This is a genomic window from Kiloniella spongiae, from assembly GCF_001026905.1.
GTDB lineage: Bacteria > Pseudomonadota > Alphaproteobacteria > Kiloniellales > Kiloniellaceae > Kiloniella > Kiloniella spongiae.
The window spans coordinates 35,411-48,256 of the sequence record NZ_LAQL01000004.1 but is presented as its reverse complement, the minus strand read 5'-3'; the positions used below and the strand labels follow the sequence as shown (position 1 = coordinate 48,256).

10 protein-coding genes and 1 pseudogene are annotated in these 12,846 nt (G+C 43.5%); 8 read left to right on the top strand and 3 right to left on the bottom strand.

The window, feature by feature from the left end:
* Positions 1 to 255: 255 nt before the first annotated feature.
* On the bottom strand, positions 256 to 1,089 hold the full coding sequence (gene mazG / locus WH96_RS06700) for a nucleoside triphosphate pyrophosphohydrolase (protein ID WP_047763411.1): 834 nt from the start codon (positions 1,087 to 1,089) through the stop codon (positions 256 to 258).
* Positions 1,090 to 1,231: 142 nt separating this feature from the next.
* On the opposite strand from mazG, the gene WH96_RS06695 reads away from it, so the two are divergent.
* From WH96_RS06695 to WH96_RS06665, 7 genes are all read left to right on the top strand, one after another.
* The gene (locus WH96_RS06695; protein ID WP_082130372.1) at positions 1,232 to 1,861 is read left to right on the top strand and encodes a methyl-accepting chemotaxis protein; all 630 of its coding nucleotides are present in this window, start codon (positions 1,232 to 1,234) and stop codon (positions 1,859 to 1,861) included.
* Between the two features lie 240 nt (positions 1,862 to 2,101).
* Positions 2,102 to 4,171, top strand: coding sequence for a methyl-accepting chemotaxis protein (locus tag WH96_RS06690; protein WP_082130371.1), 2,070 nt, complete (start codon positions 2,102 to 2,104; stop codon positions 4,169 to 4,171).
* Between the two features lie 293 nt (positions 4,172 to 4,464).
* Entirely contained in the window at positions 4,465 to 5,829 is a 1,365-nt protein-coding gene (locus WH96_RS06685; protein WP_082130370.1) for a substrate-binding protein, read from the top strand.
* Between the two features lie 142 nt (positions 5,830 to 5,971).
* Positions 5,972 to 6,988 (top strand): branched-chain amino acid ABC transporter permease, encoded by a 1,017-nt coding sequence (locus tag WH96_RS06680; protein WP_047763409.1) that lies wholly within the window; start codon positions 5,972 to 5,974, stop codon positions 6,986 to 6,988.
* Between the two features lie 4 nt (positions 6,989 to 6,992).
* On the top strand, positions 6,993 to 8,153 hold the full coding sequence (locus WH96_RS06675; protein ID WP_047763408.1) for a branched-chain amino acid ABC transporter permease: 1,161 nt from the start codon (positions 6,993 to 6,995) through the stop codon (positions 8,151 to 8,153).
* Between the two features lie 12 nt (positions 8,154 to 8,165).
* Positions 8,166 to 8,921 (top strand): ABC transporter ATP-binding protein, encoded by a 756-nt coding sequence (locus WH96_RS06670; protein ID WP_047763407.1) that lies wholly within the window; start codon positions 8,166 to 8,168, stop codon positions 8,919 to 8,921.
* Positions 8,918 to 9,661, top strand: a complete 744-nt coding sequence (locus WH96_RS06665; protein WP_047763406.1) for an ABC transporter ATP-binding protein — start codon at positions 8,918 to 8,920, stop codon at positions 9,659 to 9,661. The genes WH96_RS06670 and WH96_RS06665 overlap by 4 nt, the downstream gene beginning before the upstream one ends.
* Before the next feature lie 131 nt (positions 9,662 to 9,792).
* On the opposite strand, the pseudogene tnpA reads toward WH96_RS06665, so the two are convergent.
* Both tnpA and WH96_RS06660 read right to left on the bottom strand, forming a co-directional pair.
* Positions 9,793 to 10,165: pseudogene (gene tnpA, locus WH96_RS22505) on the bottom strand (IS200/IS605 family transposase); the annotation flags it as partial.
* A gap of 101 nt (positions 10,166 to 10,266) precedes the next feature.
* The gene (locus WH96_RS06660) at positions 10,267 to 11,097 is read right to left on the bottom strand and encodes a helix-turn-helix domain-containing protein (protein WP_047763405.1); all 831 of its coding nucleotides are present in this window, start codon (positions 11,095 to 11,097) and stop codon (positions 10,267 to 10,269) included.
* Between the two features lie 182 nt (positions 11,098 to 11,279).
* Between WH96_RS06660 and pbfA the strand changes: the two genes are divergently transcribed.
* Positions 11,280 to 12,677, top strand: a complete 1,398-nt coding sequence (gene pbfA / locus WH96_RS06655) for a (R)-1-hydroxy-2-aminoethylphosphonate ammonia-lyase (RefSeq protein WP_053005747.1) — start codon at positions 11,280 to 11,282, stop codon at positions 12,675 to 12,677.
* Positions 12,678 to 12,846: the final 169 nt, after the last annotated feature.

Here is a 12,846-nt window from a genome sequence, read left to right as displayed (position 1 = left end):
GGGATTAATAGTCACACTTCTTGATAGGAATGGTCAGAAGGTATCAGAAACAATGAGTGCTTATGATGTTACTTCTTCTTCGAGTATTCCTTATGGAGAATACAACGTCACTTTGGATCAAGTTCAATTAGAAGAGTTGGCTACAAAAATCAAGTCGGATTAAAAAGTTTTGCCATCGACCACAATGAACCATTTATATCAGCCCAGGATTTAATTATTCAAACGGGAAATGAGATATAAAATAGACATAATGTGTCATTCGTTTTCTTTGCTTAATATCCAGATATTTTCCATATATTCCAATGATGTATTTTTGATATTTAATCCGTTTTCTTTGATTGTTTTTTCAACAGTTCGAAAGCGATTTTCAAATTTTTGGTTGGTGCGTCGAAGTGCTTGTTCTGGATCAATATCCAGATGCCTTGCCAAGTTTACAACTGAAAATAATATATCGCCAAGTTCATCTTCTGCTCGATCATGCTTATCTAAAGTATTGTCGTGTTGATCGGATTGTAAGACGTCTTTCAGTTCGTCAATTTCCTCGTAAACTTTGTCAATAACCGGGGAAAGGTTTGGCCAATCAAAACCAACTTTTGCAGCACGGTTTTGAAGTTTAATAGCGCGTGTGGCAGCAGGTAATCCGATTGTAATACCGTCCAGCACGCTTTCTTCTTTTTTTCCTCGCTTATTCTCGCGCTCTTTTGCTTTTAGTTCTTCCCAGGCAAGCTTTTGTTCTTCAACATTATCGTGAGAGATCTCAGCATAAACGTGCGGATGACGATTTATCATCTTCTCGGTAATTGCTTGGGCAACGCTCTCAAAATCAAAGAGATTCTCGTCTTTTGCTATTTGGGCATGATAAACGACCTGTAATAAAAGATCTCCAAGTTCATCTTTGAGTGAAGCTGGGTCATTTTTCTCAATTGCGTCAGCAACTTCGTAGGCTTCTTCAATGGTGTAAGGTGCGATAGTCCGGAAAGTTTGTTCTATATCCCAAGGACATCCGCCATCTGGATCTCTAAGATCTTTCATGAGGTCAATAAGGCGGGAAATACCGTTTTTTGTTGTATCGGGAATTTGTTTAGTCATAAGGCACCATTAGATTTTAAGAAATGCAGCAATAATTTAGAACTCAAATAAGAATAGAGCAAAAATAAAGTGATTAAATTTCGTTCAATTCTTTAGTTTAGTACAGTCAGTTGCTGCGGCGACCGAAGAGCTTTCTGCGTCTATTAATGAAATCAGTAGTCAGGTTCAACGCTCTGCAGACATCGCTAGTAATGCGGTTGAAGAAACATCCCGAACCAACCAAAAAATTGAAGGTTTAGCGAATGCAGCTGATAAAATTGGTGAGGTTGTTAAATTGATTAATGATATTGCTGAGCAAACCAATCTCCTGGCGTTGAATGCGACAATTGAGGCGGCAAGAGCTGGTGAAGCAGGTAAAGGCTTTGCCGTGGTTGCCTCTGAGGTTAAGTCGCTTGCGAATCAGACTGCAAAAGCGACAGAGGATATTTCTGGTCAAATCGGTTCTATTCAGAGCGAAACTCGTGAATCAGTAGAAGCTATTCATGGTATTTCCAAGACAATTGATTCTATTCATGAGGTCGCTACTGCAATTGCTTCGGCAGTCGAAGAGCAAGGGGCCGCTACTGCAGAAATTACAAAGTCGGTTCAGCAAGCAGCAAATGGTACAGATCAGGTTTCTTCAAACATTACTCAAGTTCGTGAAGCCGCTAATACAACAGGTACTGCAGCTGAGAAGGTACAAAAATCGGCATCCGGTCTCGCCGAAAAAGCTCAGCAGTTGGAGAATAAAGTACACGAATTCATTGGGCGTTTAAGATCTGTGAACGATTAAATTATTTAAAATATATGTGAAAAACAAACCCGTGTGGAAGATTCCACTGCGGGTTTGTTTGTATAAAAATACTTCTTTTTCAAAACTCTTTCACTTGAAGAACACCTGTGTCGATTGATTTACTACTTTTTAAGGGGCATTGGATATTGTGTTGGTAAACATAGATATGCCAACGGTGGAATATCTTGGAAGATATGCGCAAATATTATAATTGCGTCTTTAGTAGGATGATGGAACTGAATGATGCTTAACAAGCTATCTCTGAGCGCAAAGCTAACAATAACAAGTGCCCTAATTGTTGTTGTCTGTCTGGCAATAAGTATTTTTTTAATGTCATGGACAATGCAGACAACCGTTCGTGATCTTACATTGGAACAAGCCCAGGAAGTTGGTGAGGTTGAAGCGGAAAAGGTCAAAAATCAATTAGACCAGGCTATGACAGTTGCTCATTCAATTGTGCAATCATTTAAAGCTATCCAAGCGACTAATCCGGAAGACCGTCAAGCTTATCATAATGTTTTGAGGCAGTCTCTAGAGGCCAATCCAAATTTAGCTGGTGCATGGGCGGGGTTTGAACCGGATGCGCTTGATGGTAATGATAGTACCTATAAGGACTCTAAAGAAGGCTATAATGGCGAAGACGGCCGTTATGCAACTTACTATTATAATTTTGGTGAAGGTATAAAACTGTCATTCCTGACTAATTTTTCAGAATATTATACTATTCCCAGAGATACCAAAGCGCCGATCATCATGGAACCAATTGTTTATGATATTGATGGCACAGATGTTCTTTTGACTTCGTTTGTTTATCCTATTTTGAACGATAATGGGGATTTTATTGGTGTTGTTGGTGTTGATATGAGCCTCAATGACATGTCAGCGGCCTTTAACGAGATACAGCCCTTTGATACTGGCAGTTCAGTTAATCTGATTTCTAATCAGGCAAAATGGGTTGCCTTTGAAAAACAGGAAGAACTGGGGAAAGATTTAAATGCAGAAAATCCTGTTTTGGCCGAGGCTGTACCTTTAATTGGCAACGGCGAGGTTTTTGGCAAGGAAGATAACGATCTATATCGTCTTTTTGTACCTGTACAAATTAGAGATTCAAAAGCGCCTTGGTCTGTTCTTGTTAATGTACCCGTTAGTCGGTTAACTCAACAGGCTCAAGCTGTACAACAATATACGGTTATTGGTGGTGTTGTACTCCTTCTGATCTTGATTGTCGCACTTCTTCTTATTTCCCGCTTTATGATCCGTAATCCTTTACAAGGTAGTATGGGGGTCATCACGTCACTCATGCAGGGTAATTATAATGTCGAAGTTAAAGGGCAGGATCGCGGTGATGAGATTGGTGATATCAACCGTGCTTTAGAACAGTTTAAAGCTAATGCTGAACGGGTCAGCCAAATGGAAGCTGAAAAACTGGAATCAGAAAAGCGTGCCTCGGTAGAGCGTCAAGAAGCCCGAATGCAAATGGCGAATGACTTTGAAGCATCTGTTGGACAGATTATCTCTTCTGTTTCCAGCTCTGCCCATGAGATGCGCTCTTCAGCTGAGACAATGTCGAATGCAGCGTCACAATCGTCAAGTCAAGCGTCTGTAGTAACTGATGCGGCGCAAGATGCTTCTGCCAATGTGCAGTCTGTGGCTGCCGCGACGGAAGAACTTTCTGCATCAATTAATGAAATTAGTAGCCAGGTACAACGCTCAGCAGATATTGCGAGTAATGCGGTTGAAGAGACATCCAGGACCAACCAGAAAATCGAAGGTCTTGCCAATGCAGCTGATAAGATTGGCGAGGTTGTAAAACTGATTAACGATATCGCGGAGCAAACGAATCTTCTGGCATTGAATGCTACCATTGAAGCAGCAAGAGCTGGTGAAGCTGGTAAAGGTTTTGCCGTTGTTGCTTCTGAGGTTAAGTCGCTTGCGAACCAAACGGCAAAAGCGACGGAAGAGATTTCTGGTCAAATCAGCTCTATTCAGGGGGAAACCCGTGATTCAGTTGAGGCCATTCATGGTATTTCAAAAACAATTGATTCTATCCATGAAGTTGCGACAGCGATTGCTTCGGCAGTAGAAGAGCAGGGGGCCGCCACAGCTGAAATTACGAAGTCTGTTCAACAGGCTGCAAATGGTACGGACCAGGTTTCTGCAAATATTAGCCAGGTTCGTGAAGCTGCTAATACAACAGGTACCGCAGCAGAACAGGTGCAAAAATCTGCATCTGGACTTGCTGAAGAAGCACAGCAACTGGAAAGTAAAGTTCATGACTTTATTGGCCATCTAAGGTCTGTAAATGAGTAACCTTTAAAACAGATAAGTCTCTGATTTAATAAAAGCCCGCAGTGAATATTTTCGTTGCGGGCTTTTGTATTTATTTTCATTTTTTACAAATAGATCTGTAATAAAGTAAAAAATATAACAAAAATTTGAGTTGCCTTCAAAGTTCTATTGTCCCTATTACGAAACAAGAGGATGCTTTTGCACATAACGGCGAAATAAATTAATAGGCCGAAAAAGTAAAACTAAAAAAGTAATCGGTGCGATCCAGCACAAAAGAACAGCATGAGTATACTTCTTGGGAGACGAATACTGTCATGACGAATACAACGAACAAATTTAAACTTTCTCGTCGCAAACTTTTAACTAGTGCAGCCGCAGCAGGTGCGGGCGCAGCTGTTTTTAGTGGCGCGACACCATACTCTTTCGTGAAAGGCGCTTATGCTGCTGATTTCAGGAATGATCCTAGTAGCCAGTCTTTTATCAAGCTTGGCTTTAACGTACCGCAAACCGGACCTTATGCTGATGAAGGTGCGGATGAGTTACGCGCATACCAGCTAGCTGTCAAGCACCTTAATGGTGAAGGCGATGGTGGCATGCTAACAACCATGAAGCCAAGTTCACTCAAAGGAAATGGTATTCTTGGGAAGAAGGTTGAATACGTAACCGGTGATACCCAAACAAAATCAGATGCTGCCCGTGCCTCGGCCAAGCGTATGATTGAAAAAGAAGGTGTCACTATGTTCTCTGGTGGTTCATCTTCTGGTGTGGCTATTGCTACTCAGTCTCTGGCGCAGGAGATGGGGGTTATCTTTATGTGTGGCTTGACCCACTCAAACGACACAACAGGTAAAGACAAGCGTCGTTATGGCTTCCGTCATTTCTTCAATGCGTATCAATCTGGTGCCGCTCTTGGCCCGGTTCTTAAAGATGAAATGGGAACGGATCGCCGTGCTTATCATCTGACTGCCGATTACACATGGGGTTGGACACAAGAAGAGTCGATCAAGAATACGACAGAAGGTCTCGGCTGGGAAACTGTGAATACAGTTAAAACGCCAGTGGGTGCGGGCGATTTCTCTCAGTATATTACCCCTGTTCTAAACTCAGGTGCCGATGTATTGATCCTTAACCACTATGGTAAGGATATGATCAACTCTTTGACACAGGCTGTTCAGTTTGGTCTGCGTGACAAGCAGGTTAACGGTAAAAACTTTGAAATTATCGTGCCTCTCTTCTCGCGTTTGATGGCGCAAGGTGCCGGTGAGAATATCAAAGGGATTTTGGGAACAACAAACTGGAACTGGGCACTTCAAGATGCCGGGTCACAAGCATTTGTTAAGTCCTTTGGTCAGGAATATGGCTTCCCTCCATCACAGGCTGCACACACTTGCTATGTCCAGACATTGCTTTATGCAAATGCGTGTGAAATGGCTGGTACATTCTATCCACCAGAAGTCATTAAAGCTCTTGAAGGCTTCGAGTTCGATGGTATGGGGAATGGTCCGACTGAATATCGTGCTGCTGATCATCAGTGCTTTAAAGATGTTCTCGTGGTGCGGGGTAATGCAAACCCATCAACTCAGTTTGATCTTCTTGAGATTGTTAAAGAAGTTCCGCGTGCCCAAGTTGAGTATGATCCATCTATCTTTGGTGGTGAACTCGGCCCATACGAGGTTTAATTACTCGTTGTAAAATCTGGCCGCTCATATGAGCGGTCAGAACTTTAAATTATGCACTCTCTGGTATTGTCCCGAGGTGTGATACTCTGAGAGATATTTGTGAAATAACTCTAGAGAAATAAACAGCAGCGAAAATAGAACGATGGATGCATTTGTATTGCAAATCCTGAACGGCTTGGATAAGGGCGGGTCATACGCTCTTATTGCCTTGGGATTAACACTGATTTTCGGCACGCTAGGCGTTGTGAACTTTGCTCACGGGGCATTGTTTATGCTTGGTGCTTTCTGTGCCGTTACTCTTAAGAAGATTCTGACCATTTCCAAACAAGTGAAAGATGAAAGTATAACTTTCTTTGATGCCTTCAAAGAGGTGCCTTATCTTGAAATATGGTTTGGCGAAACGGGCGCGGCAATTATTGACTATGCGGTCCCGCTGTCAATTTTACTTGCGATCCCTGTGATGCTTCTTGTTGGCTTGGCAATGGAACGCGGGCTGATCCGCTTTTTCTATAAGCGTACACATGCAGAACAGATTCTTGTGACTTTTGGTTTAGCGATTGTTTTGCAGGAAATTGTTAAGGCGTTTTTCGGGGCAAACCCGGTACCGATGCCACCCCCGGATCTGTTAACTGGGTCCGCTGATATCGGCGCAGCTATTGGGTTGGGCGATTCAGTGATCTATCCGTGGTGGCGTCTGACGTATCTTCTATTCGCTGGGATCATTATTACAGCTGTCTTCTGTTTCTTGCAATTTACCACCTTTGGAATGGTTGTCCGTGCTGGCATGCAAGATCGTGAAACAGTTGGTCTTCTCGGTATTAATATTGAGCGCAGGTTTACGATTGTCTTTGGTATTGCAGCTGTTGTTTCGGGACTGGCAGGTGTGATGTACACGCCAATTGTTCCGCCGGATTACCATCTTGGTATGGATTTCCTTGTTCTTTCCTTTGTTGTGGTCGTTGTCGGTGGAATGGGATCTCTAGGCGGTGCTGTTGCCGCTGGTTTCCTTTTGGGAATTCTACAATCCTTCGCTTCTATGAATGAAGTGAAAGAAATCCTGCCTGGTATTGATCAAATTATTATTTTCCTTGTTGCGGTTGTCATTCTTCTTGTTCGTCCAAGAGGTCTGATGGGGCGCAAAGGCGTGATGGAGTCCTAAGACAATGATTACTGCTACGCCGCGTAAAGATTTACTGCTTATGGGTATTTTTACCTTCGCAGTTCTCACCATGCCAATTTGGTTGGCACCAATTGGTGCAAGCTATCCTGATTTGCTACAGCGCTTTGCAATATTTGGTATTTTTGCAATTGGTTTTAACATCCTTTTTGGCTTAACGGGGTATCTATCCTTCGGTCATGCCGCTTTCTTGGGTGTTGGTTCTTACACAGCGGTTTGGTCATTCAAACTGTTAAGTATGAGCGTTGTACCTGCTGTTATATTTGGGGTGATTACCTCTGGCTTATTTGCTGTTGTTATTGGCTATATCAGCCTACGCAGATCAGGTATTTACTTCTCTATTCTGACGCTTGCTTTTGCTCAAATGTCTTATAATTTGGCTTATTCAGTTCTAACGCCGATTACTAATGGGGAAACAGGATTGCAGCTTAGTCTGAATGATCCTCGTACCTTGGATAGTCTTGTCGGTGTTGCTGCAACAGACGGTATTCCGCCAACCAATTTCTTTGGTATTGAGATGAGTGGTTATTCCGGATTTTACTTCTGTGCCATACTTATGATTATCGGGTTTTATATCTCCATGCGGATATTCCGTTCTCCTTTTGGCATGATGTTAAGAGCTGTGAAGTCAAACTCTAACCGTATGAGCTATACGGGATTGAATATGCGTCCTTATACGCTGACGGCGTTTGTTATCTCTGGTATGTATGCGGGTCTTGCCGGGTCTCTGATGGCTGTTACGGATCCACTTGCTGGTGCTGAACGGATGCAGTGGACAGCTTCTGGCGAGGTTGTTCTCATGACCATTCTTGGTGGTGTTGGTACATTAATCGGTCCCGTTATCGGGGCAGGTGTTATTAAGTACTTTGAAAATATCTTCTCGGCGATTAATGAAAATGTGCTGCATGGTATTTTCAACTTCCTACCTGATTTTCTTGAGGATGGTGTTGTTGCAATTCTAAGTCTTTTTGTTGGTGAAGGCTGGCATCTTACACTTGGTATGTTGTTCATGCTGATTGTTGTTTTCTTACCTGGTGGCATTGTTGAAGGCTTTAGCCGGATCTATGCACGCTTTCGAAATAAAAATAACAGCACAGATGGTAAAGCCGATCCGATTGGCTCTGCCAAAGTTCAACCAGGTGAATAGAGAGATAATATTATGGGTATTCTTGAAGTTCGCGATGTGAACAAGAGTTTTGGTGGTCTAAAGGCTCTTAATAAAGTTGAATTGGATGTCGAAGAAGGATCTGTTCATGCTATTATCGGTCCAAACGGCGCCGGAAAATCGACCTTTCTAAACTGTTTAGTTGGTTTGTTAATTCCTGATAGTGGAAGTGTTAATTTCGACGGCAATTCTCTTTTGGGAATTAAGCCACACGAAATTAACCAGGCCGGGGTTTCCCGGGTGTTTCAAACGCCAGAGATTTTTAGCGATTTATCGTTGTTGGATAACGTAGTAATTCCTACTTTGGCCTCAAGGGATGGCGCATTCAAGTTAAATGGTTGGAAACGGGCGGACCAGGATAGTGAAATCATCGGGCGTGCTGAACATATGCTGGAAGATGTTGGCTTGATTGATAAACGCAACATGCATGCAGGCAGTCTTTCCCGTGGCGATAAACGTCGTTTGGAACTGGCTATGTGTTTGGTACAAAATCCCAAGCTTTTGCTGCTTGATGAACCGACTGCTGGTATGTCCCGTGCCGATACCAATAACACGATTGATCTTCTCAAGCGGATTGGGGAGAGGGGGATCACCAAGGTGATTATTGAACATGACATGCACGTGGTCTTTTCTTTGGCTGACAAGGTGAGTGTCATGGCACAGGGAACTGTTATTGCAGAGGGAACACCAGAAGGGATCAAGGGTGATCCACGTGTTCAGGAAGCCTATCTTGGGGGAGCGCATCTATGAGCCGTATGCAACCAATTAAAAGTGAAGGAACTGCTCCAGCCTATTTTTCTGCACATGATCTTCACGCTTACTACGGTGAAAGTTATATCGTTCAAGGGGTGAGCTTTGATGTCCGTGAGGGCGAAATTCTTGCCTTGCTTGGTAGAAATGGTGCGGGAAAAACGTCAACTCTTCGCGCAATTGCCCGGGCGGGTGATCCTGTTCTGACCCAGGGTGAAGTATGGTTGGATCATAAACCACTCCATAGAATGAAAGATTTTGAAGCCGCTCAAAATGGTGTTGCGCTTGTCCCTGAGGACCGCAGAATTATTCCTGGACTTACAGTTGAAGAAAACCTTCAACTTGCACAGATTGCGGAACCTGTTGGTTGGTCTATTGAGCGTCTCTATCAGCATTTTCCTCGTTTGGCTGAACGTCGAGATCAAGAAGGGATTACGATGTCAGGTGGTGAACAGCAAATGCTTGCTGTCGCACGTGCACTGGCCCGTGATGTAAAGCTATTACTACTTGATGAACCCTACGAAGGTTTGGCTCCTGTGATTGTTCATGAGATTGAATCAATCTTACAGGAGATAAAAACTCATGGCATAACAACGATCATCGTTGAGCAGAACGCTATCGCGGCACTGCACCTTGCGGATCGAGCGATTATTCTTGATATGGGGCAGGTCGTTTTTGATGGTACTGCGCAGGAAGTTCTGGATAACGAAGAATTGCGTCAGGAATATCTGGCTATCTAAAACAAAAATAAGAACTGGTTATTGACCCGTCCTGAAATACGTTGACGTTTTTTCATGTTTTAGCCAGCTGCATTTTGTAGCTGGCTTTTTCGTGCACACATTGAGGTGTTTTCATGGTCTTTTCATAATGTCGCGAGGAAATTTTCATTACCATGTACTCCAACTGAACTGACAAAATAGTCGTTCGTCAAAAACTTACCGCCCCATAATTGTTTTTAACCTGAGCACATAAGCGAGACATCTCACGAGCGGCTATACTTTTAATCGTGGTTACCAGTTTGGTTACAGTGTAGGTGGGAACTGATTGCACTAAAAAATGGACATGGTCTTTGTTAGTACCAATCTACAGGAATTTCAGTTGGTAGCTTTTTTCAACCTCAAGACACACATCACGTAATGTTTCACCTACTGACACATCAAATACAGCCCGACGGTATTTTACTGGAAAAACAAATGATAGATCAGTACGGTTACATTATGGTGTTTGTGTAGATACTCACTCACAAAGGAAGTTTACGCCCCAAGGGGCGAGGAATAAAACCCGAAAGAGATTCACAGAACGCGACGTCATGGCCCGGAAAGCGCTTAAGTGTTAAAATGGTTTCTCAAATAGGAGGGGCGAAGAGCGTATTCTGTTGATCGTTGGCGACGCGAGTTTGCAGTGTATTGCGAACCATGAGGGGCACATTTTCATGCTCAACCGGAAATTTTCCAAGGCCGCCAAGCGCGCGTTTTAAATCCACTTCTACACCAAGATACTGATAGAGTACGCAACCACAACCAATGCGGCGGTCATCACGTGTCGAAACGCCTAGGTTGAGCCCGGAAAACCAAGTTTTTCGATTTCGACCGCTAGGGTAGAGGATAGTCTGTGACACTTCTTCGCGCTTAAGCGATTCATACTCAACGATGCAAATCCGATCTTGCAAATAGAGCAGATGGCCCAAATATTTACATAGGAACGGACTCTCATCGCCACTCTCAAGATCACGGAATCGCTCCACTCGTTTTGAGAGAATATGACCATCCGAGGGCCAAATATGAATAAGTGATATTAGAATCTTACCGGTATCCGAAAACGAATATCGGTACGAATAGTAGAATCCTGTTAGTTGCTCGGCATCCGTTCGTGAGGCTGCTAAAACCTTCTCTATATGTCCTCGGGTCGTCTGGCTCTTGCTTGCTTCAAATGTTTCCTTACGTGACTTTATCGCGATCAGTCCGCGAAATTCATCCAAGGGTAGTAATATCTCATAATCTTCTACACCAAAGAAATCACAGATACGTTGAAGCATATTTCTGGATGGCAAACTGGTGCCGTTCAGGTATTTATTGAACTGTTGCCGGTTGACCCCCATCTGGCGGCAGACTTCTGCAATCGACTTATGATAGCTGGTGAGAAGTCTTAAATTTTTAGCGACTGTAAGTTTGCCCATTTAAGTTCTTATCCATTATCGGAGAGCATAAGTATTTCAATTCTTGAATGACGCCATAAGAAGCATTGGTTGCTTCTACTAGCTCATCATTTTCATTACAAGCGAAATGGACGAACGAGTTCACCGATTATACCATCAAGCAAATTCAATTCTGTAGTGGAACGAGCAAGAGGTATAAAACAATGAGCTCAATCAACCCGGAAAACAAAACGCAGTCCCCCAATTTTTCGGAAAGTGAAACCAATCTGAGCACGAGAAGAACAAATTGGAACACCCAACTTGGAAAAAGTACGCATAAAGCAGTCGCAAGAGATACAAGCTGTTTTATACATCAATCTATTTCATCCCCCTGCTTAAGCGCCATCAAGAAAGCGGAGGGGATTTGGCTGGAAGACAAAGATGGTCGTCGATACATGGATTTCCATGGTAATAACGTTCACCACATTGGCTACGGACACCCTGAACTGAAGACAGCAATAAGTCGTCAAATGGATGACCTTCCTTTTTCTCCAAGGCGTTTCTCTTGTGATGTTGCTTCAGAGCTAGCCGAGAAAATTGCAGAAATTTCGCCTGGTGATCTAAATAAAGTTCTCTTTACAACTGGTGGATCTGACGCGGTTGAAACCGCACTTAAAATTGCCCGCGTCACCACGGGCAGATTTAAAACCCTTTCTTTCTGGGATTCTTTTCACGGGTCGGGTTTCGGTGCCTCGAGTATAGGAGGCGAGCAATTGTTTAGGATGGGACGTGTTGGACCATTACTTGCTGGAACAGAACACGTTCCTTCTTTTGATGCTTATCGCAATCCATTTGGAATTGAACACTCGCGAGAAACGCCTAGGGATGAGGACGTTGGAGATATTGTTGCAAACCTGATCCGATTTACGCTTGAGAAGGAAGGTGATATCGCAGCCGTCATTGCAGAGCCGAACCGTGCTGTCCCACATATTCCACCAAAGGGATTCTGGAAAAAAGTCAGGGCGGCTTGTAATGACCATGGTGCTCTTCTGATCTTTGACGAAATTCCTACGGGACTCGGCAAAACCGGGAAAATGTTTTCCTGCGATCATGATGATGTCGTACCGGATATACTAGTGATGGGTAAAGCTTTGGGCGGTGGAATTTTGCCCATTGCAGCTACGATTTGTCGTCCTGAACTTGATGTCTGCGGCGACTACGCTGTTGGCCACTACACCCATGAAAAAAATCCAGTCACCTGTCGAGCCGCTCTCACGACCATTGAGATCATCGAAAAGGAAGGCTTGGTTGAAAACGCTGCTATTGTCGGTGAATGGGCGTTGGAACGCCTTAATGACATGATGGATCGGCATTCATGTATTGGTGATATTCGAGGGCGTGGTTTTCTGATGGGAATTGATCTGGTTCAGGATCGAGGCAGTAAAGCTCCAGCAAATGATCTTGCAGAAGAGGTCTTTTATCGTTGCCTAGAAAACGGGCTGAGCTTCAAAATATCCATGGGATCTGTTTTGACACTTTATCCTTCATTGATAACTACACAGTGTCAGATGGAACAAGCGCTTAAAACTATTGAAACGGCGATAATTGCCGCTTCGGCTTGACGGATCTATTGGCGTCATGGTCTTGACGTACAAGGCTAGGGGAAGATTTTCATGCCGTACTGTACATAAGAGTCTAACGTGAGAACTAACTAAGTTTTGCCTGCATCAACGGTCGAGACCTAGTTAGTTCTCAACGCACTAGAACAGGTCATTGCAGAAAAGTCCTACG